Consider the following 18,907-nt stretch of genomic DNA (forward strand, 5'->3'; position numbering starts at 1 on the left):
CCGCCTTGGATCCGGCTTGGGACCGGCTCGATCACCGCGAGCGCCCGGTCGTGCGGCCGCCCCGGGCGCGGCGGGCGCTCCGGGGCGGCGGCGGGACACGGTACGGCTCGGCCGTACGGGATCGGATCAGTCGAACGGGATCCAGGCCCGGTCGGCCAGGTCGCCCATGGCGCTGACCCTCAGGCCCAGGTCGGAGACCGTCCAGAGGCTGTCGCCGATCACGACCGAGCGGCGGATGCCCGGGTCGTACGGGGCGAAGCGCGTGTCGTCCACCGGCTTGGGCTTGGGGTGGACGACGGAGCCCGTCTTGGTGATGGCGGAGTCGCCGATCTGCAGGACCAGGGCGGCGCCGCTGGTCTGCTCGGTGCCGGTCCAGGTGCTCAGCGGCAGCACGGCCGTGCCGGTCTTGGCCCAGTAGAGGAAGGCGTGCGGGTCCCACTCGGCCTCCGAGCCGGAGTCCTTCTGGAACAGCTGCGACAGGCGGCGCGGGGCGGCCGGGTCGCTGACGTCGAAGAGCGAGACCTGGGTGCCGAGCGTGCGGCCCTTCTCGTCGGCCTCCTGGCCGATGCCGATCAGCCGTCCGTCGCCCGCCGGGTGCAGGTAGGCGGAGTAGCCGGTGATCTTCAGCTCCCCGGTCTTCCGCGGCGCCGCGGGGTCGCGCAGGTCGAGCACGTAGAGCGGGTCCACCTGCCGGAACGTCACCACGTAGCCGACCGGGCCGATGAACCGGACCGAGTAGATCCGCTCGCCCTCGCCCAGGCCGCCGACCTCGCCGACCTCGCCGAGCGTGTCGGCCTTGAGCATGTAGACCGTGCTGGAGCTGCTCTTGCCGGTGTCGAGGGTGGTGGCGACCCGCAGGTGCCCCTCGTGCTCGGAGAGCGAGTACTGGTTGAGCAGCCTGCCGGGGACCTTGCCCGAGGCGACGTAGCGGGGCGCGCCGGGCGCGCTGACGTCGAACCGGTGCACCTCGGTCTCCTCCGGCGGCTCCACCGGGGTCGGCGCGGGCGTGGGCGTCTCCTGGCCGGGGGACGGGTCCGGGACGCCGGTGTTGAGCTGCGAGTCCGGGTTCGGGACCGGGGTGACGGTCCCCTCCGCGGGGGTCGGCTCGACCTTCGGCGGGACGGTCCCCTCGGCCGGGTCGGGCTCGGCCTCCGGAGCGGCCCCTCCGGAACCGGAGTCCGACGGGGAGGCGGCCTCCTCCTCCAGGATGAAGGGCTCGACCGGCCGCGGCCACCACCAGCGCGGGTTGCTGGTCACGTACAGGCTGGAGCCGGTGCCGTACACCGTGTCCCCGTCGGCGGCCACGCTGATCGGCTCGCTCTGCGAGAGCGCCGCGGCCCCCCGCCCCAGGTCGAGGGTGTGCACGGTCAGCATCGAGGTGCCGGTGTACTCCTCCGGGTGGCTGACCCGCTCGCACGCGACGGTGTTCCGCACCGTGGCCCCGGCGGCGTCGGCCACCTCGAACCTCGGCAGCCACGCCTCGATCGGCGCCCTGGTGACGGCCTCGGTGTTCCTGCGCGTCCGCTCGTTGTCCGTGGCGTCGGGGCCCGCGTCGGGGAACTCGATCCGCGGCTGGCTGCGGACCACGAGCCGGACCGTCGAGCCGACCATCCTGGCGTCCACGTGCGAGCCGTCCGGGGTGATCGAGCCGAGCACCTTCGGCTCCCCGGACAGGTCGACGAGCACGTAGCGCGGGCCCGGGCTCGGGGCGATCTTGGCCGTGGCGCCGAAGGGGATGATCCCGCCGCCGGAGAACAGCACCAGCGCCCGGTCACCGCTGACCAGCAGGTCCGCCGGGGCCCACGCCTGCTCGGCGTCGACCAGCTTCAGCGTGCCGGTCACCTTCTTCGTCGCGGTGTCCACCACGCGCAGCACGCCCCGGTTCACGGTGATCACCCGGTTGCCGTCCGTCTTCACCAGGTCCGGCTCGTCCACCCCGGCCTCATGGGTGTTCGTGGTGGAGTGCTCGGGCGCCCCGGCCTGCTTCCCGCTGGCCGCGTCGGCGTTGGGGGCGCTCTCCATGGCGCTGCGGTACATGAGATCGGGCCTGCCCAGCCCCCACGGCCCGACCTGCTTGGCCGTCGCCGCCCGCAGCCCGGCCAGCATGTCGTCGCAACCGCTGTAGGCGACCAGTTTCACGTTCAGCCGCACCGGTGCGGCCGTACGGCCCGCGCCCTGGTCCGTCCCGGCGGAGGTGCACGCCGTGGCGAGCAGGCCGGTGGCGAGGGCTGCGGCAAGGGCGGCGGTGCCTCCCCGGAGGGCGCCCACGCGGGCTCCGGCGCCGGTCACCGTACGAATAGATGTCCTCATGCCCTCATGACGGATCGCTCCGCGGTCCGGTTCAAACGGCTACCGGCCAGTAGCCACACCGCTCGTCGCCGAATATTCTTCCGGCATGGCTGCGACTCTTGGTGCGACCCGTACGCTCGACCCGGGCATGATCGAACGCGTCGTCCGGCAGGTGACCTCCAGCGGGAAGACCCAGGAGATCACCGCGCCGTTCACCGGCGAGCCCCTCGCCGAGCTGCCCGTCTCCACCGCCGACGACGTCCGCGCCGCCCACGCCGCGGCGCGCGAGGCGCAGCGGGCCTGGGCCGCGCTGCCGGTGCGCGAGCGCGTCAGGCCCTTCCTCCGGCTGCACGACGCCCTCCTCGACCGCCGCGAGGAGATCCTCGACGTGGTCCAGTGGGAGACCGGCAAGGCGCGCAGGCACGCCTTCGAGGAGGTCCTCGACGTCGCCGGCTGCACGCTCTACTATGCGCGGCGGGCGCCCGGCCTGCTGGAGCCCCGGCGGCGCTCCGGCATCTTCCCCCTCGCCACCAGGGTCGTCGAGACCCGCCACCCCAAGGGGGTCGTGGCGCTGATCTCCCCCTGGAACTACCCGCTCTCCCTCGGCGTGACCGACGTGGTCCCGGCCCTGCTCGCGGGCAACGCCGTGGTGCACAAGCCCGACACCCAGACCGCCCTCTCCACGCTGTGGACGATCGACCTGCTGGCCGCCCTCGGCATGCCCCGCGAGATCTGGCAGGTCGTGCTCGGCGACCCCGCCGAGGTCGGCGACCCGCTGCTCGACGACGCCGACTACGTGGCGTTCACCGGCTCCACCCGGGGCGGCAGGAAGATCGCCGAGGAGGCCGCCAAGCGGCTGATCGGCTGCTCGCTGGAGCTCGGCGGGAAGAACCCCATGATCGTGCTGGACGACGCCGACCTGGACATGGCCGCCCAGGGCGCGCTGCGGGCCTGCTTCACCAACGCCGGCCAGCTGTGCATCTCCATCGAGCGCCTGTACGTGCACGAGGCCGTGCACGACGCGTTCACGGAGAAGTTCGTCAAGCAGGCGAGGAACATGAGGCTCGGCTCCGGCCTCGACTGGAACGTCCAGATGGGCTCCCTCACCTCGCGGCGCCAGCTCGACGCGGTCAGCGCGCACGTGGACGACGCCGTGGCCAAGGGCGCCCGCGTGCTCGCCGGGGGGAAGGCCCGCCCCGACGTCGGCCCGCTGTTCTACGAGCCCACCGTCCTGGCCGACGTGGACGAGACCATGGACCTGTGCCGCGAGGAGACCTTCGGGCCCGTCGTCTCGATCTACCGGTTCGCCACCGAGGACGAGGCCGTCGAGAAGGCCAACGACACCGTCTACGGCCTCAACGCCTCCGTCTGGACCGGCGACGTCGCGCGCGGCCGCGCGCTGGCGGCCCGGATCAAGGCCGGGACCGTCAACGTCAACGAGGGGTACGGCTCCGCCTACGCCTCCTACGACGCGCCCATGGGCGGCATGAAGTCCTCCGGCCTGGGCCGCCGCCACGGGGCCGAGGGCCTGCTGAAGTACACCGAGGCGCAGAACATCGCCTCCCAGGCCTCCTGGCTGGGCTTCGAGCCGGTCCTCGGCATGACCTACGACAAGTACGCCGACACCCTCGCCGGCCTGCTCAAGACCATGAAGAAGCTCCACCTGAAGTGACCCGGGGCCGGGTGCGGGCGGGGTCCGGGAGGATCCCGCGAAGGGAGGCCGTGACGTGTTCGACTACGACGTGCTGGTGATCGGGTCGGGGTTCGGGGGGAGCGTCACGGCGCTCCGGCTGACGGAGAAGGGCTACCGGGTCGGCGTGCTGGAGGCCGGGAGGCGCTTCGACGAGAGCACGCTGCCCAGGACCTCCTGGCGGGCCCGGGACTTCCTGTGGGCGCCGGGCCTCGGGCTCAAGGGCATCCAGCGCATCCACGTGCTGCGCGGGAAGAAGGGCGCCGGCGTCATGGTCCTGGCCGGCGCCGGGGTCGGCGGCGGCTCGCTCGTCTACGCCAACACCCTCTACGAGCCCCTCGACCCGTTCTTCGCCGACGCCCAGTGGTCGGGCATCACCGACTGGAAGGCCGAGCTGGCGCCGTACTACGACCAGGCCAAGCGCATGCTCGGCGTGGTGCTCAACCCGACGGTCACCCGCGCCGACGAGGTCATGCAGAAGGTCGCCGAGCGCATGGGCGTGGGCGGCACCTTCCACCGCGCCCCGGTCGGCGTCTTCTTCGGCACGCCCGGCGTCGAGGTCGACGACCCCTACTTCGGCGGGGCCGGGCCGCGCCGGAGCGGCTGCACCGAGTGCGGCGAGTGCATGACCGGCTGCCGGCACGGCGCCAAGAACATGCTGATCAAGAACTACCTCTACCTCGCCGAGAAGGCCGGGGCCCGGGTCCACCCGGAGACCACGGTCACGTCCGTCCGCCCCGCCGCCGGCGGCGGTTACACCGTCGAGGTGCGCAGGACCGGCTCGCCCTGGCTGCGCCGTACGCTCACCGCCGGGCAGGTGGTCTTCGCGGCCGGCACGTACGGCACGCAGCGCCTGCTGCACCGCCTGAAGGCCTCCGGCGCGCTGCCCCGGCTCTCCGACCGGCTCGGGACGCTGACCAGGACCAACTCCGAGGCGCTGCTCGGCTTCGAGCGGCTGGGCGTCAAGGGGGAGAAGCTCAACCGCGGCGTGGCGATCACCTCCTCCATCCACCCCGACGCGCACACGCACATCGAGCCCGTGCGCTACGGCGACGGCTCCAACGCGATGGGCCTGCTCCGCAGCCTGCTGATCGACGGCGGCGGGGGCGTGCCGCGCTGGCTGAAGTTCCTCGGCGAGGCCGCCAGGCGCCCGCACCTGGTCCCGCGCCTGTTCGACCACCGCAGGTGGTCCGAGCGCACGATCATCGCCCTGGTCATGCAGGCCAAGGACAACTCGATCACCCTCTCGGCCCGCAGGGGGCTGTTCGGCTGGAAGCTGCGCTCCCGGCCCGGCCACGGCGAGCCCAACCCCACCTGGATCCCGGCCGGGCACACCTTCGTCCGGCACGCCGCCGAGGAGATCGGCGGCATGCCCGGCGGCTCCTGGCTCGACCTGTTCGACATCCCGGCCACCGCGCACTTCCTGGGCGGCTGCGCCATCGGCGACTCGCCCTCCACCGGCGTGATCGACCCCTACCACCGGGTCCACGGCCACGAGGGCCTGCACGTCGTGGACGGCTCGGCGATCTCCGCCAACCCGGGCGTCAACCCCTCGCTGACCATCACCGCCCAGGCCGAGCGCGCCATGGCCCTGTGGCCCAACCGGGACGAGCCGGACACCCGCCCCGCCCCGGGCGCGGACTACGTACGGCTGGCGCCCGTCGCTCCCAAGAACCCCGCCGTCCCCGCCGCAGCCCCGGGAGCCCTCCGCCTGCCCATCGTCGACATCACCTGACACCGTACGGCGCGAGCACCCGGACCAGAGAAATGATCAACGACGCTGGTAGGCGTCCGCGCGGTGGCGGATATCGAGGATGTGAACCTCTCGTGGTTCCTGCTCGTCGTGAATCTCGTACAAGATGCGCCAGTCCCGCATCAGCCGGGCGCTGTGCACGCCTGTGAGCGGCTCGTGGAGCTCCTTGCCGACCCGATACGGGTTCTCCAGCAGTGCGCTCGTGATGAACTCGACCGCTCCCACCGCGATATCGGCCGGAAGCTTGTCGGAGATCGCACGTCTTGCCGCCGCGCCCACGACCAGCTCGAAAGGCGCGCGCTCGTACTCGCTCACCGACGCTGATCGAGCAGTGCTCGAACCGCTTCCACACCTCGCACGCCTTCACCGGCCGCGATGGACGTCCGTGACTCCACGATCGCCTGGACGGCCTCGGTGTCAGAGAGCACGTCGATGGTCTCCTGCAGACGCTCCACCAGGTCGAGCTGCTCGGCAGGCACGACGGCGGCCAGCCGCTTCCCTCGGCCGGTGAGGGTGATCACCTTGCCTTGTACGGCGGATTCGACCGCCTCACCCCAGCGCTCAGGGTGTGCGTGCAGATCCTCCAGGGGAATCTCGTACGCCGCTTCGCTCATGACAACAGCGTACGTGTCGAACGGTTGTTCCGGGGAGGACATCGGGGATCAACCGGCAGACCACGGTCCGGTCGTCGCCATGCTGGGAGCTCCGCGCCTGCCCACTGGGGGCATCACCCCGGTGCGTTGCTCGCGCAAATGCAACCGGAACCCAGGGAAATGCAACTGGATCCCGCTGAAATGTAACTGGAAGAGGGTGAAATGTAACTGGGGCCCGGCCAAATGTAACCGGGCCCTGGTTACATTTGGTTACGCGGCCGAGAGCCCAGGAGATCCGCATGCAAGCCGTACGGCGGGTCGGATCGTCAGAGCCAGTCGTCGACCGAGGCCATGAAGTCGTCGTACAGGTGCCGGTGGATGGTGTGCCCGGCGCCGGTGACGGTCCTGACCTCGAAGCCCTTCTCCTTCAGCTCGGTGGCGAAGTCCGGCGGGACGAGGAAGCTGGGGTCGGCGAGCTGGACCATGGACGGGACCACCGGCCCGGGGGTGAGGTCCAGGCCGCAGGACGGGCCCAGCGCGAGCGCGGTGCCGGTGTCCCAGCCCTTGAGCATCTCCAGCTCGACCTCGACCTCGTCGGCCGGCCAGCCGGGCTGCATGGCCGCGATCTGCTCGCGGGTGGCGTTCTTGCCCTGGACGAACAGGTCGGTCATCGGCGTGCCGTTGATCGCCGGCAGCCGGAAGGCCGGGTCGGAGTAGATCGCCCGGCCGGGCCGCAGCCGCTCCACCGCGAGGCCGAGCACCAGACCGCCGAGCGAGTGGCCGACCGCCAGCTCCGGCGCGGCGGGCACCGACTCCAGCACCGAGGCGGCGAGCGCCTCGGGGGTGTAGTCCGCCGGGTCCGCGCTGCGCGGGCTGTCACCGTGCCCGGGCAGGTCCACCGCGACGACCCGGTAGCCCCGCTCCGCCAGCACGGGTCCCACCCGCCACCAGCACAGGGAGCTGGCCATGATGCCGTGGATCAGCACGGCGACCCGGTCGCCGGATCCCCACTCACGCGTGTTCAGCTTCATCCGGGATCTCTCTTCTCTTACGGTTTGAACTGTTTCTACCGGACCGATCTGATGGGGAGGACGGCGACCGCTCCCGCCAGCGAGATGGCGATCGCGGCGACCCAGAGCGCGCTGTAGCCGCCGAAGGCGGTCACGATCGACCCCGCGATGAACGGCGCGATCATCTGCGGGCCGGCGTTGGCGATGTTGAGGATCCCCATGTCGCGGGCGGCGTCGCCCTTGCTGGGCAGCACCAGGGTGACGATGGCCATGTCCACCGCGCCGTAGGCGCCGAACGCGGCACCGTGGATGACCGCGTAGACGAGCATCGAGGTCATCGTCGGCCAGAGCAGCGGGAGCAGCATCGAGACGGCGGTGACCAGGCCCGAGACGGTGACGAAGAGCTTGCGCCGGTTCAGCCGGTCCGAGAGCGGCCCGCAGACGACCGCCGCGACCATCGCGGCCAGGGTGGAGACGACGGTGACCGTCGCGACGGCCTGGGGAGCGTCCTCCTTGGGCAGCCCGATGTAGTCCTGGAAGATGAACAGCGCGAACAGCAGCACCATGAAGTAGCCGAGGATGATCAGGGCGCGGCCGAGGAAGACCCACATGAAGTCGCGGTGCGCGAGTGCCGAGAGGAAGTCCCGGACGGAGGTGGCCAGGGAGACCCGGGGCCGCTCCGCGACCTCGTACTCGCCCGGGCGGGGGTCGTGGGTGGTGGAGACGACCAGGAGCGCGCCGAGCACCACGGCCGAGCCGAAGACCAGGTAGCCGAGGGAGATGTCGGCCACGAAGAACGCCGCGGCCTGGGTGCCGGCCATGATGCCGACAGAGGTGGCCACGGCGATGACCGCCGAGGCGGTGCCCCGCCGCTCCTCCGGCACCCGGTCGGGGACGATCGCGGTCAGCGCGGCCTGGTAGAGGTTCATCATCGCCTGGGCCAGCGACCAGCCGAGCAGGATCATCGGGATGGTCGAGACCTGGCTCATCAGCAGCATGGTGGCCAGCGCGGCGAGGGCCCCGCCGAGGATCCACGGGTTGCGCCGCCCCCACCGGGAGCGGGTCCGGTCCGAGAGCATGCCGCCCACGGGATTGAAGACCGTGGCGAAGACGGCGCTGACCCCGGCGACCAGGGCGACGTTGGCGACCTTGTTCTCCGGGTCGATCTCGGCGATCTGGGTCTGCACGAGCAGGCCGCCGACGCCCAGGTAGAGCGCGAACATGACGGCGTTGGAGACGCCCAGGACGGTCAGGAGCTTGGGCAGGCCGTCCCTGCCGGCCTCGGTGGGGGGAGTCTTGACGGTGCTCATGTGCGGCTCGTCGGCATGGGGGGTTCCTTTCGCGCTGTTCACAGGGGGGTGACGCGATGGTTATACGTATAAGCAGTTGATAGCATCCGGTGAACCGAGGCGACAAGAGCAAAATTCTGTAACGGTGCCGTGCGGCATCGCGGCAGGCGGATGCGCGGCCGTGGCGGGCGCGCGGCGCGCACCGGCCAGAATGGGAGTCGATGAACGCCAAGCCCCCCACCAGTCTCGACGTCGCCCGGCTGGCCGGGGTGTCCCAGGCCACCGTCTCCTACGTCCTCACCGACCGGCCGGGCACGAGGATCAGCGACGAGACCCGGGCCCGCGTGCGCGAGGCCGCCGACCGGCTCGGATACGTGCCGCACGCCGGTGCGCGCACGCTGCGCACCGGGCGGAGCGGGCTGGTCCTGATGTCCATGGAGGACCTCCCGTACGGCCCGCTGGCCGTCGGCGCCCTGGAAGGGCTCGACCGGGAGCTCTCCCGCCGCGGCTACACCCTGGTCCAGTACGGCGCCCGCCGGCTGAGGGGCGTGCCGGCCGCCCGCGCCTGGGCCGAGCTGCGGCCGGTCGCGGTGGTGGCCGGGGCGGGGAAGCTCAGCCGCCAGGCCGTGGACGTGCTGCGCTCGGCCGGGGTCAGGGCGGTCGTCGCCATCGGGAACCGGCCCTCGGCCGTGGTCCCGAGCGTCGTGCTCGACCACGCGGGGGTGGGGGCCCTCGCGGCGGGCCATCTGATCGACCGCGGCTGCCGCCGGCTCGCCGCGGTCGTCCCCACCGAGACCGGCCTGCGGGAGATGGGCGAGCACCGGCTGGCCGGGGCCCTGCAGGCCGCGCAGGCCAGGGGGGTCCCGGTGACCAGGGCCGACCTCCCCTTCCGCGAGGACGGCGCCGCGGCCCTGCTCGACCTGTGGCGGAGCGTGGACGGCGTGTTCGCCTACAACGACGACTACGCCATGCTGCTGATGGCGGTGCTGCGCGACGCGGGGGTGGCGGTCCCCGGCGACCTGAGGGTCGTCGGCTGCGACGACCTGCCGCTGGCGGCCCTGCTGCGCCCGAGGCTGACCACGGTCAGACTGGACGTCTCCATGGCCCCTTCGCTGATCGTCCAGCGGCTGGAGGAGCTCATGGAGGCGGGTGACTCCGCCGCGCCGGACCGGATCGACCCGTGGACCGCCACCCTGGTCGTCCGGGAGTCGTCCTGACCCGGAGGCCCGGGGCGTTCGCGGCTCAGGCCGGCCGGTGCCGTACCCGGACGTTTGGACTCCACGTGGACGGCGTGGCCCTGCTCCAGGTCGCAGCGGCCCGGGACGAGCGCCTTCGGCACCTCGACCGGCCCGCTCGCGTCGAACGGCGGACCGGTCCGCTTCCGCCGCCCTCGTCTGCCCGCCGGCCCGCCGGACGGGCCACCGTCCCGCCGTGCTACCGGCGCACCATCTCGGTGATCCAGACGGGCGCGAACGGGGACGTGCAGCCGGGGGAGGTCGGGTAGTCCTTGAGCACCTCCAGGCGCTCACCGATGCCGATCGCACGGGCGCGGTGCTCGGCGTGCTCGATCCCGATCTGGGCCAGGCAGTGGTTCATCGCCCACTGCAGGCGATCCGGGGCGTCTTTCATCTCCGCCTCGATGACGTCGAGCAGCCCTGCGAGGTCGAGGCCCTCGGGCTTCTTCGCCACGCGCTCGGTGGTCAGCGCCCAGCCCGCACTCGCGACCACCGGATCCGGATCGGCGAACCAGGCCAGGCGCAGTTCTTCGGCGTGCGGGCTCTTCTTCACCACGTAGTTCACGAGCCAGTCGTGCACCTTGGGCGTGCGCGCCTCGCGCAGCATGGCGTCCAGCTCGCCGCGCTCGAACGCCTTCGGACGGCAGACCAGGATCGCCAGCAGTCTCGCTGCGGTGTCACCCGTCTCCCAGAGCCGGCGCGCGAGCTCCTGCTGCGTCTTCAGCCGCTTGGCGAGCGCGCGCAGCCTGCCGAGGTTCACACCGTGATCGTCACCGTGCCTCTCGTTCACCGCGCGTGCCCTGGGGTCCTCGAGCCCGGCCAGCTCGGTCATCACTGCGGCCACCGTCGTCCCGGCCACCGTCGTCCCGGTCGGCGTCGTCTCGGCCACCTCGGTCTCCTGTCCGTCAGGTACGGGATTCAGACTACGGCGGGAGCCGGGCTCCCGCCGTACACGCCGCTTCGGAGGCTGTGATCCCCCGCCACCAGGGGCGTCATCGGCATTCCTGCCCGGCAGGCCGTGACCCCTCGGAGGGGGGCGGCCCTCATCGAATCTCCTTTGAGCGTGGAGACCCCCGCCTTCAGGCGTGGGGAGGAAGTCAAGCCTGCGTCAGGGCGAAGGGGGCGCTCGCACGGACCGCGCCGTTGACGATGATCTCCAGGACGCGGGGGCCCGGCGGCTCGGTCCTGGTGGTCACCGGGCGGAACGAGTGCGACTTCGCCACCGTGAGGACCTGGCCCGGGGTCTCTGCGCGGCGTTCGCCGAGATGGAAGACGCGCCGCGATCCCTCGCGCCGGACGGCGTACTTGAGCACGAGCGGGCCGGGGGAGCCGGCGCGGACCGTGACCGTGAACCGGAGGCGGTCGCCGATCGCGACCAGGTCGGCCTCCAGCGCCAGCGTCTCGACCGACCCGCCGCCCGGGGCGGCGCCGACCAGCTCCAGACCGCCGGGGTGCCCGGTGCGCAGCAGGCCGCGCACCGCGTGGCGCAGCACCTTCTCGACGTGGGAGCCGCCCTCGGAGCGCCAGCGGGCGAGCAGCCCGACCGCGACCTCCGGGTGGTCCTTGGCGAGGTCGTTGACGTGGTTGGCGACCGAGCGCCGGACGTACTCGCTGGGATCGTCGCGGAGCCGGTCGAGGATCGGCAGGGTGGGTCCGGGCTCCATCAGCCAGCGCACCCGCGCCCCCACGGCAGCCGGGGCCGCGAGCCCTCCGAGGCCAGCCGCCGCACGTGCTCGTCGTCCGACTCCGCCCAGCCGTACATGATCTTCAGCGCGTCGTCCCGGTGGCGGTCCAGGTAGGGGCGGACCGCGAACTCCCCCGTGGCGTACGGAGTGAGCGCGGCGAGCGTCGCCATCGCCTCGTCGAGGTGGCCGAGCCCGCGCAGGCCGACGTACTCGGTGGCGGGCCAGCCGCTCCACATGTCCAGCCGGGTGCGGGCCGCGGCGTCCCGCAGGACCTCGGCGGCGCGGGGGAACGGCAGCGCCAGCGCGGCGTCGAGCGCCCGCGCGGCGTGCCGGACGCGGTCCTTCAGCTCCAGCCCCTCCAGCCCGGCTGCGGCCTCCGAGACGAACCGGTCGCGGGGGAACGGCGCCCAGGCCGCGGCCACGCCGTCGGCGAGCACGCCCACGGAGGCGGCATTGATCATCTCTTTGAGGGGTTGGGCCATGGCCGTACGGTGCCAGACGCCACTGACATTTCCCGGACGTGCGGCCGGGGCCGGCCGCACTGGACCGCGGACCGCTCCCCGACTGCCCCTACGCGGAGGCCTCCTCAATCGCGGTGCAGCAGCCGTACATGACGGTGAGCGATGCCCTGCGCCCTACCCTGACGGGTGGTGATGTTGAAATATCCGGAGGTGCGGACCGCGACCCGCCCGGTGTACACCCCGGCCTTCTTACCGGCCGGGACAACTGCGCGGACCAGGTCGCCGGTGGCGAACCCGTGCACCTGCTTGGTCCGGGGCAGTCGCAGCCGGGGAAAACCGTGGCGGTCTGGCACGGTGCGGGCGTAGCCACCCCGTCCCCTCAAGCGCTTCCACACCGTCTGAGTCTCCTCGGCCACACCCTTAAAAGGGGGTGTGCGGTGCCGGTCGAGCCGGGTTAGTCGGACTGGATGACCAGGGGGACGCCCGCTGTCTTCGCGGCTGAGACGAGAGCGGCGTCCAGTGTGGCGAGTTCCAGCCCCTCCCGTTCGGCGAGCAGGAGATAAGCGGCGTCGTAGGAGGTCAGGCCGTGGCGACGCCCCGCGGAGAGGATGGACCTGATATCCGACGGCCCCGGGTCGACCGTGATCGGGAGCTGTCCCAGCAGCGTGACGAACCTCGCCGCCTGGAACTCGCTCAGCCGTCCCCGTTTCTCGGCGCCCAGCAGCACGTTGGCCATCTCGAGCTCCCAGATCGGCGGGACGACCGCTGTCTCCCTGCCGACCAGGTCGAGGACGGACTCCGTCTCGGATGTCGCCTTGTCCTCGAAACACCAGGCGAGCGCGACGGACGCGTCGACTACCACCGGCATTCAGCGCCGCCCTTCCTGGATCAGCTCCCTGATCGTGGTGTCGCCGAGGGTGACACCACGCCGGGCGTGCCTGAGGGCGCTGATCACATCCTCGGAGCGAGGCACCTCGCCCTGTGCGGGGGTCAACCGGGCGACTGGGGTCCCATGCTTAGTGATCATGATGGTCTTTCCGGCGGCCACCTCGTCGAGCAGTCGAGGCAGATGCGTCTTGGCGTCGTACGCTCCTACTGACTCCATAGCAATAGTCTAGTCTAAGACTAGTCTGAATTTTAAGCGATTATCGCTGTCCGTGCAGTGTTAATCACGAATAGTAGCGGCGCTTGCCTGTCGTGGTTCTTGGCGTCTTCGGCCGGTCACGGCGCAGAACACAATGACCCCGCTCGCGGGCTCTCTTTCCGACGGGCCGCGTCTCGCCGGATGGCGGTCAGCGGTCGATCGCGGTGGCGCCGCCGTCCACGACCAGATGGGCGCCGGTGATGAAGGACGCCTCGTCGCCCATCAGGAACCGCACGGCCGCCGCGACCTCCTCGGGGCGGCCCAGGCGGCCGGAGACCGCCTTCTTCTTGAACGCCTCCATGAAGCCGGGGTCGGCGCCGGTGGCGGCGGCGAGCATCGGGGTGTCGATGTAGCCGGGGCAGACCGCGTTGACCCGGATCGGGGCCAGCTCGTGGGCCATGGACCGGGTCAGGCCGAGCAGGCCCGCCTTGGAGGAGCAGTAGGCGGGGACGAACGCCTGGCCGACCAGCCCCTCGATCGAGGAGACGCCCACGATCGCCGAGCCCTCGTGCTGCCGCAGGTCGCCCAGGAGCGCCCTGGTCAGCAGGGCGTGGGCGCGCAGGTTGACGTCGAGCACCGCGTCCCAGGCGTCCTCGTCGAGCTCGCCGATCGTCCGGGGCCCGGCGATCCCGGCCGCGTGCACCAGGCCGCCGATCGAGCCGAGGGCGTCGCGGGTGGCGGCGACCGCGGCGGGGAAGGACGGGGAGTCGGTGACGTCGACCGCCACGCCGACGGCGGCCGCGCCGCTCGCCGCGGCGAGGGAGGCCGTCTCCTCCGCGCCCGCCCCGTCGAGGTCCCAGACGGCGACCGGCCGCCCGGCCGCGGCGAGCGCCAGCGCGCAGGCCCGCCCGATCCCCGACGCGCCACCGGTGACGACGACCCCGGTCGTGGGCATGATGACCTCCTCGACGTGTGGTGGTCCTCACGCTAGCTTGGGGTACCAACCTAGCGCTAGGTGAAAATGACGGAGGCCGGGATGCGGGAACTGTCGGGCAAGGTCGCGGTCGTCACCGGAGCGGGCAGCGGCATCGGCCGGGCGCTCGCCGCACGGCTGGCCGCGGAGGGCATGTCCCTCATGCTCGCCGACGTGGACCCGGGCGGCCTGGCCGAGACCGCCTCCGAGCTGGAGTCCTCCACCGGCGCGGCGGTCCTCACGCAGATCACCGACGTCTCGGACGCGGCGGCCGTACGGCACCTGGCCGACCGGGCCTTCGGCGAACTCGGCGCGGTCCACGTCCTCTGCAACAACGCCGGGGTGTTCCAGGGCGGCCAGATGTGGACCCGCGAGCCGGAGGACTTCACCTGGCTGCTCGGCGTGAACCTGTGGGGCACGCTCCACGGCATCCAGTCCTTCGTGCCCCGCATGATCGCCCAGGAGGGCGAGGGGCACATCGTGAACACGGTCTCGGTGGCCGGGCTGTTCGCCGCGCCGCTCGCCGGGGGCTACTCGGTCTCCAAGTACGCCGCCTTCGCCGCCTCCCAGTCCCTGGCCCAGGACCTGCTCATGTCCGGATCCAGGATCCGGGTGACGGCGCTCTGCCCCGGCGGGGTGCGTACGGGGATCAACCGGTCGGAGCGGGTCCGGCCGGAGAACCTGCTCGTCGCCGGGCGGACCGAGGACGAGGCGGCCTCGGTCGGCGTGATCGACGGCCTGGTGGAGCGGGGCATCGACCCCGCCGAGGTGGCCGCGGCCGCGGTGGACGCCATCCGCGAGGAGCGCTTCCTGGTCCTCACCCACCCCCGCTACGCCGACGGCCTGCGCGCGCAGACCGAAGCCCTGCTCGCGGGCGCGCTGCCCGAACTGCCCGTCTACGAGTGAGGCGGGCGGCATCCGGCCACGAGCGACTCCCTGAACGGGCGCCGATAGACTGAGACCACCGCTGCGCTTTCCTATGGGGGTCTTGGTGTCAGAGTTCGACCCGTTGTTCGACACGGTCCTGGTTGTGGACTTCGGCGCGCAGTACGCGCAGCTGATCGCGCGACGGGTGCGCGAATGCCACGTCTACTCCGAGATCGTCCCCTCGACGATGCCGGTGGCGGAGATGATGGCCAAGAAGCCCAAGGCCATCATCCTGTCCGGCGGCCCCTCGTCGGTCTACGCCGAAGGCGCCCCGGCGGTGCCCGACGGCCTGTTCGAGACCGGGGTGCCGACCTTCGGCATCTGCTACGGCTTCCAGGCCATGGCCCAGGCGCTCGGCGGCCGGGTGGCCCAGACCGGCGTCGCCGAGTACGGCGGCACGCGGCTCGACGTCTCCCAGGAGGGCGTCCTCTTCGCCGGCCTCCCCGCCCGGCAGTCGGTCTGGATGTCCCACGGCGACAGCGTCGCCGCCGCCCCCGAGGGCTTCGACGTCACCGCCTTCACCGCCGACACCCCGGTCGCCGCCTTCGAGCACCCGGTCAAGGGCCTGTACGGCGTGCAGTTCCACCCCGAGGTGCTGCACTCCGAGCACGGCCAGGCCGTGCTCAAGCACTTCCTCGACGCCGCGGGCTGCCGGCCCTCCTGGACGATGCTCAACATCGTCGAGGACGCGGTGGAGGCGGTCCGCGCCCAGATCGGCCCGGAGGGCCGCGCCATCTGCGGCCTGTCCGGCGGCGTGGACTCCGCGGTCGCCGCCGCCATCGTGCAGCGCGCCATCGGCGACCGCCTGACCTGCGTCTTCGTCGACCACGGCCTGCTGCGCAAGGGCGAGGCCGAGCAGGTCGAGCGCGACTTCGTCGCCGCCACCAGCGTCAAGCTCCGCGTGGTGGACGCCCAGGAGCGCTTCCTCAAGGCGCTCGACGGCGTCACCGACCCCGAGGAGAAGCGCAAGATCATCGGTCGCGAGTTCATCCGGGTCTTCGAGGACGAGCAGCGCGCCATCATCGCCGACGGCCCGGTCGACTTCCTGGTCCAGGGCACCCTCTACCCCGACGTGGTCGAGTCCGGCGGCGGCACCGGCACCGCCAACATCAAGTCCCACCACAACGTCGGCGGCCTCCCCGACGACCTGCAGTTCCAGCTGGTCGAGCCGCTCCGCGCACTGTTCAAGGACGAGGTCCGCCGGGCGGGCGAGGAGCTCGGCCTGCCCGCCGCCATGGTCTGGCGCCAGCCGTTCCCCGGCCCGGGCCTCGGCATCCGCATCGTCGGCGCGGTCAGCCGCGAGCGCCTGGAGATCCTCCGCGAGGCCGACGCCATCGCCCGCGAGGAGCTCTCCCGGGCCGGCCTCGACCGGGAGATCTGGCAGTGCCCGGTCGTGCTGCTCGCCGACGTGCGCTCGGTGGGCGTGCAGGGCGACGGCCGCACCTACGGCCACCCGATCGTGCTGCGCCCCGTCTCCAGCGAGGACGCGATGACCGCCGACTGGTCGCGCGTGCCGTACGACGTGCTCGCCCGCATCTCCACCCGGATCACCAACGAGGTCCGCGAGGTCAACCGGGTGGTGCTCGACGTGACGAGCAAGCCGCCGGGCACCATCGAGTGGGAGTAGGGGCGGCGGAGGGCGCGGCTCTCCCCGGGCCGCGCCGCTGCCCCCGCGGCGGCGCGCACCACTGACCCGTCCTCTCTTGGGCCGTATCCAGTACGGAATGGGTGTTAGTCCCGTTTCATGGAGTGGGTCCAGGTAAGTTAGGCCGGGTGTCAACGACCGCCGCACCCGCCCGGCCCGCACGATCCGCGGGTGCCACCCGCCTGGCCTGGCTGGACGCGCTCCGCGGCGTCGGCGCCGTCGCGGTCCTGCTGGAGCACCTGCTGCCCTGGTTCATGCCCCAGCTCCGGCCGTACTGGTTCAACCTCGGCATGTACGGCGTCCTGGTGTTCTTCCTGGTCAGCGGGTACATCATCCCCGTCTCGCTGGAGGGGCGCGGAGACGTGCGGGCATTCTGGATCAGCCGGATCTTCCGGCTGTACCCGATCTACCTGCTGGTCGCCGCCGGGGTCCTGGTGATGGCGCTCTGGCTGCCGGTCCGCCAGGAGGTGCCGCGTGACCTCGCCTCGGTCTCGGCGCACCTGACGATGCTGCTGGACGTGGTCCACCTGGGCGGCCTGGCCGACACCATGTGGACCCTCTCCTACGAGATGGTCTTCTACCTGCTGGTCACCGCGCTGTTCGTGCGCGGCCTGCACCTGCGCAGCGGGACCCTCGCGGTCGGGGCCGGCGCGGTGGCGGTCGGGGCCGGGCTGGTGCTCACCGGGCCGCTGCTCACGGGGTTCCAGCCCGCGTACGTGTCGGGCGCCGTGTTCGTCGCGGGCATGGTCTGCCTGCTCACCGGGCGGTTCCGTACGGCGGCCGCCGTCGTGCTGGGACTGATGGCCGTGGTGCTGCTGCTCCTCGGCGGCTTCGTGCCCTGGCTCGGGGCGGCGATCCTGGCGGTGATGTTCACCGGGACCGCGATCCGCCGCTGGGAGCAGGGCACCGGGAGTCTGCGGCCGGTGGCCGCCGCGACCGCGCTGGTGGCGCTGGCCCCGGTCTGGTCGGACCAGGCGGGCTGGTGGTGGGTCCAGCCCGGCGTGTGGACCACCACGATGGCGCTGGCCGGGGCGACCTTCGCGGGCGCGATGGCCCTGCGCCGGCGCCGCTTCCCCCGGTTCCTGGTCTGGCTCGGGCTGATCAGCTACTCGGTCTACCTGCTGCACCACCCGCTGCTGCGGGCGGCGCACGCCGTACTCGGGGACGTGCGGAGCATGGGGACGGCGGCGCAGCTGGGACTGACGGCGGGATTCGTGGCGCTGGTCCTGGGGCTGAGCTGGATCACCTACCGCTGCGTCGAGCTGCCGATGCAGAACCTGGGGCGGCGGATCGCCCGGAGAGCGCGGGCGGGTGCCGGCGGTCCGGAGACCGCCGGCGACCGCTCAGCTGCCGTCGGAGGGTGACTCCGCAGAGGCGTTCTGGTCCGCGGTGGGAGAGTCCGTGGAGAGGTCCCCGTCCTTCTCGGAACCGGCGGGGTAGACCTCGCCGGGCTTCAGGCTCTTCGTGCCGGGGAGGGAGGAGACCGCGACGACGTGGTAGCCCCGCTTCTTCAGCTCGGTCAGGAGCTTCGGCATCACCGTGACGGTCTGTGCGACCCAGTCGTGCATGAGGATGACGCCGTCACGCCTGGCGTTCTTGAGCACCTCGTCGTAGATGGCCTTCTCGTTCCTGGTCGCCCAGTCGCGTGAGCCGCCGTTCCACAGGACGATCGGCATCTTCATCTCGGTCGCGATGACCCTGGTGTCGTCGTCGAGCAGGCCGTACGGCGGGCGGATCGTCGTCGGGTACTTGCCGGTGGCCTGCTTGACGACGTCCTGCGTCTTCTGGAGCTCCTCGCGGATCTTCTCCGCGGAGGTCTCGGTGAACTTCGGGTGGGTGTAGCTGTGGTTGCCGATGTCGTGGCCCTCGACGACCATGCGCTTGGCGAAGGCGGGGCGCGCCTTCACGTACTGGCCCTCAAGGAAGAACGTGGCCTTGGCGTCGTGCTTCTTGAGGGTGTCGAGCAGCTTGTCGGCGTACTTGCCGGGACCGTCGTCGAAGGTGAGCGCGATGCACTTGACCTTCGTGCAGTCGACGGACTTGGCCTTGGCGGAGGGCTTCGCCGCGGGCTTGGGGGTGGTCGTGGCCGCCGGCCTGGGCTGCTCCGCGCTCCAGGCGGCGGTCGGCGCTGACAGCAGGCCGAGGGCGCAGCCGGTCGCGAGGATCATTCGGGCGGGGGACTTCATGAGGGTGAACTCCGGGTCGTATCGACGTCGGTCGAGTGGGCATCCTATCGAGGCACCTGTCGTTTTCTGAGGCGGGAGCGTCACGAT

19 protein-coding genes are annotated in these 18,907 nt (G+C 71.9%); 6 read left to right on the forward strand and 13 right to left on the reverse strand.

Annotation, left to right across the window (positions count from 1 at the left end):
• Nucleotides 1-126: 126 nt before the first annotated feature.
• Entirely contained in the window at nucleotides 127-2,310 is a 2,184-nt protein-coding gene (locus FHS22_RS15940) for a beta-propeller domain-containing protein (protein WP_184942410.1), read from the reverse strand.
• An 85-nt stretch (nucleotides 2,311-2,395) separates the two neighbouring features.
• Here FHS22_RS15940 and FHS22_RS15945 point away from each other — a divergent pair, with 85 nt between their 5' ends.
• Both FHS22_RS15945 and FHS22_RS15950 read left to right on the forward strand, forming a co-directional pair.
• Complete coding sequence (locus FHS22_RS15945) at nucleotides 2,396-3,961, forward strand: succinic semialdehyde dehydrogenase (protein ID WP_184942413.1); 1,566 nt, start codon at nucleotides 2,396-2,398, stop codon at nucleotides 3,959-3,961.
• Between the two features lie 55 nt (nucleotides 3,962-4,016).
• Nucleotides 4,017-5,714 carry a GMC oxidoreductase gene (locus FHS22_RS15950; protein WP_184942415.1) on the forward strand — a complete coding sequence of 566 codons (1,698 nt, stop codon included), beginning with the start codon at nucleotides 4,017-4,019 and terminating at the stop codon, nucleotides 5,712-5,714.
• Nucleotides 5,715-5,750: 36 nt separating this feature from the next.
• Here the strand turns inward: FHS22_RS15950 and FHS22_RS15955 are convergent, their stop codons facing one another.
• The 4 genes from FHS22_RS15955 to FHS22_RS15970 all read right to left on the reverse strand — a co-directional run bounded on the left by FHS22_RS15955 (nucleotide 5,751) and on the right by FHS22_RS15970 (nucleotide 8,645).
• Nucleotides 5,751-6,047, reverse strand: a complete 297-nt coding sequence (locus FHS22_RS15955; RefSeq protein WP_221473691.1) for a type II toxin-antitoxin system RelE family toxin — start codon at nucleotides 6,045-6,047, stop codon at nucleotides 5,751-5,753.
• Nucleotides 6,044-6,346 carry a type II toxin-antitoxin system prevent-host-death family antitoxin gene (locus tag FHS22_RS15960; RefSeq protein ID WP_184942417.1) on the reverse strand — a complete coding sequence of 101 codons (303 nt, stop codon included), beginning with the start codon at nucleotides 6,344-6,346 and terminating at the stop codon, nucleotides 6,044-6,046. Before FHS22_RS15960 ends, FHS22_RS15955 begins: the two co-directional genes overlap by 4 nt.
• A gap of 305 nt (nucleotides 6,347-6,651) precedes the next feature.
• Nucleotides 6,652-7,356 carry an alpha/beta fold hydrolase gene (locus FHS22_RS15965; protein ID WP_184942419.1) on the reverse strand — a complete coding sequence of 235 codons (705 nt, stop codon included), beginning with the start codon at nucleotides 7,354-7,356 and terminating at the stop codon, nucleotides 6,652-6,654.
• A gap of 35 nt (nucleotides 7,357-7,391) precedes the next feature.
• Nucleotides 7,392-8,645, reverse strand: a complete 1,254-nt coding sequence (locus FHS22_RS15970; protein ID WP_184942421.1) for an MFS transporter — start codon at nucleotides 8,643-8,645, stop codon at nucleotides 7,392-7,394.
• Between the two features lie 200 nt (nucleotides 8,646-8,845).
• On the opposite strand from FHS22_RS15970, the gene FHS22_RS15975 reads away from it, so the two are divergent.
• Nucleotides 8,846-9,841 (forward strand): LacI family DNA-binding transcriptional regulator, encoded by a 996-nt coding sequence (locus FHS22_RS15975; protein ID WP_184942423.1) that lies wholly within the window; start codon nucleotides 8,846-8,848, stop codon nucleotides 9,839-9,841.
• 217 nt (nucleotides 9,842-10,058) lie between these two features.
• On the opposite strand, the gene FHS22_RS15980 is transcribed toward FHS22_RS15975, so the two are convergent.
• The 7 genes from FHS22_RS15980 to FHS22_RS16010 form a co-directional block, all read right to left on the reverse strand.
• The gene (locus tag FHS22_RS15980; RefSeq protein WP_184942547.1) at nucleotides 10,059-10,691 is read right to left on the reverse strand and encodes a DNA alkylation repair protein; all 633 of its coding nucleotides are present in this window, start codon (nucleotides 10,689-10,691) and stop codon (nucleotides 10,059-10,061) included.
• Between the two features lie 265 nt (nucleotides 10,692-10,956).
• The gene (locus FHS22_RS15985) at nucleotides 10,957-11,535 is read right to left on the reverse strand and encodes a hypothetical protein (protein WP_184942425.1); all 579 of its coding nucleotides are present in this window, start codon (nucleotides 11,533-11,535) and stop codon (nucleotides 10,957-10,959) included.
• Nucleotides 11,523-12,026, reverse strand: a complete 504-nt coding sequence (locus FHS22_RS15990) for a hypothetical protein (RefSeq protein ID WP_184942427.1) — start codon at nucleotides 12,024-12,026, stop codon at nucleotides 11,523-11,525. The genes FHS22_RS15985 and FHS22_RS15990 overlap by 13 nt, the downstream gene beginning before the upstream one ends.
• A 104-nt stretch (nucleotides 12,027-12,130) precedes the next feature.
• Nucleotides 12,131-12,358 (reverse strand): hypothetical protein, encoded by a 228-nt coding sequence (locus FHS22_RS15995; protein ID WP_260407973.1) that lies wholly within the window; start codon nucleotides 12,356-12,358, stop codon nucleotides 12,131-12,133.
• A 101-nt stretch (nucleotides 12,359-12,459) separates the two neighbouring features.
• The gene (locus FHS22_RS16000; RefSeq protein WP_184942429.1) at nucleotides 12,460-12,873 is read right to left on the reverse strand and encodes a type II toxin-antitoxin system VapC family toxin; all 414 of its coding nucleotides are present in this window, start codon (nucleotides 12,871-12,873) and stop codon (nucleotides 12,460-12,462) included.
• A complete protein-coding gene (locus FHS22_RS16005) occupies nucleotides 12,874-13,110 on the reverse strand; it encodes a type II toxin-antitoxin system Phd/YefM family antitoxin (RefSeq protein ID WP_184942430.1) in 237 nt (78 codons plus the stop codon).
• Between the two features lie 187 nt (nucleotides 13,111-13,297).
• Nucleotides 13,298-14,044: an SDR family NAD(P)-dependent oxidoreductase gene (locus tag FHS22_RS16010; protein ID WP_184942432.1), complete on the reverse strand. Its 747-nt coding sequence runs from the start codon at nucleotides 14,042-14,044 to the stop codon at nucleotides 13,298-13,300.
• Nucleotides 14,045-14,125: 81 nt separating this feature from the next.
• On the opposite strand from FHS22_RS16010, the gene FHS22_RS16015 reads away from it, so the two are divergent.
• The 3 genes from FHS22_RS16015 to FHS22_RS16025 all read left to right on the forward strand — a co-directional run bounded on the left by FHS22_RS16015 (nucleotide 14,126) and on the right by FHS22_RS16025 (nucleotide 17,998).
• The gene (locus FHS22_RS16015; RefSeq protein ID WP_184942434.1) at nucleotides 14,126-14,968 is read left to right on the forward strand and encodes an SDR family NAD(P)-dependent oxidoreductase; all 843 of its coding nucleotides are present in this window, start codon (nucleotides 14,126-14,128) and stop codon (nucleotides 14,966-14,968) included.
• Between the two features lie 73 nt (nucleotides 14,969-15,041).
• The gene (guaA, locus tag FHS22_RS16020; protein ID WP_184942436.1) at nucleotides 15,042-16,616 is read left to right on the forward strand and encodes a glutamine-hydrolyzing GMP synthase; all 1,575 of its coding nucleotides are present in this window, start codon (nucleotides 15,042-15,044) and stop codon (nucleotides 16,614-16,616) included.
• Nucleotides 16,617-16,762: 146 nt separating this feature from the next.
• A complete protein-coding gene (locus FHS22_RS16025; protein WP_184942438.1) occupies nucleotides 16,763-17,998 on the forward strand; it encodes an acyltransferase family protein in 1,236 nt (411 codons plus the stop codon).
• Here the strand turns inward: FHS22_RS16025 and FHS22_RS16030 are convergent.
• Nucleotides 17,978-18,820, reverse strand: coding sequence for a polysaccharide deacetylase family protein (locus FHS22_RS16030; RefSeq protein WP_184942440.1), 843 nt, complete (start codon nucleotides 18,818-18,820; stop codon nucleotides 17,978-17,980). The genes FHS22_RS16025 and FHS22_RS16030 overlap by 21 nt on opposite strands.
• Between the last annotated feature and the right edge of the window lie 87 nt (nucleotides 18,821-18,907).

Source organism: Thiemannella venezuelensis (assembly GCF_014203605.1).
Classification (GTDB): Bacteria; Actinomycetota; Actinomycetes; order Streptosporangiales; family Streptosporangiaceae; genus Planomonospora_A; species Planomonospora_A venezuelensis.

Coding starts and splice junctions, on each gene's coding strand:
- FHS22_RS15940 (WP_184942410.1), bottom strand. CDS start 2,310: ATGAGGACATCTATTCGTACGGTGACCGGCGCCGGAGCCCGCGTGGGC.
- FHS22_RS15945 (WP_184942413.1), top strand. CDS start 2,396: ATGGCTGCGACTCTTGGTGCGACCCGTACGCTCGACCCGGGCATGATC.
- FHS22_RS15960 (WP_184942417.1), bottom strand. CDS start 6,346: ATGAGCGAAGCGGCGTACGAGATTCCCCTGGAGGATCTGCACGCACAC.
- FHS22_RS15965 (WP_184942419.1), bottom strand. CDS start 7,356: ATGAAGCTGAACACGCGTGAGTGGGGATCCGGCGACCGGGTCGCCGTG.
- FHS22_RS15970 (WP_184942421.1), bottom strand. CDS start 8,645: ATGAGCACCGTCAAGACTCCCCCCACCGAGGCCGGCAGGGACGGCCTG.
- FHS22_RS15975 (WP_184942423.1), top strand. CDS start 8,846: ATGAACGCCAAGCCCCCCACCAGTCTCGACGTCGCCCGGCTGGCCGGG.
- FHS22_RS15980 (WP_184942547.1), bottom strand. CDS start 10,691: ATGACCGAGCTGGCCGGGCTCGAGGACCCCAGGGCACGCGCGGTGAAC.
- FHS22_RS15990 (WP_184942427.1), bottom strand. CDS start 12,026: ATGGCCCAACCCCTCAAAGAGATGATCAATGCCGCCTCCGTGGGCGTG.
- FHS22_RS16000 (WP_184942429.1), bottom strand. CDS start 12,873: ATGCCGGTGGTAGTCGACGCGTCCGTCGCGCTCGCCTGGTGTTTCGAG.
- FHS22_RS16005 (WP_184942430.1), bottom strand. CDS start 13,110: ATGGAGTCAGTAGGAGCGTACGACGCCAAGACGCATCTGCCTCGACTG.
- FHS22_RS16010 (WP_184942432.1), bottom strand. CDS start 14,044: ATGCCCACGACCGGGGTCGTCGTCACCGGTGGCGCGTCGGGGATCGGG.
- FHS22_RS16015 (WP_184942434.1), top strand. CDS start 14,126: ATGCGGGAACTGTCGGGCAAGGTCGCGGTCGTCACCGGAGCGGGCAGC.
- guaA (WP_184942436.1), top strand. CDS start 15,042: ATGGGGGTCTTGGTGTCAGAGTTCGACCCGTTGTTCGACACGGTCCTG.
- FHS22_RS16030 (WP_184942440.1), bottom strand. CDS start 18,820: ATGAAGTCCCCCGCCCGAATGATCCTCGCGACCGGCTGCGCCCTCGGC.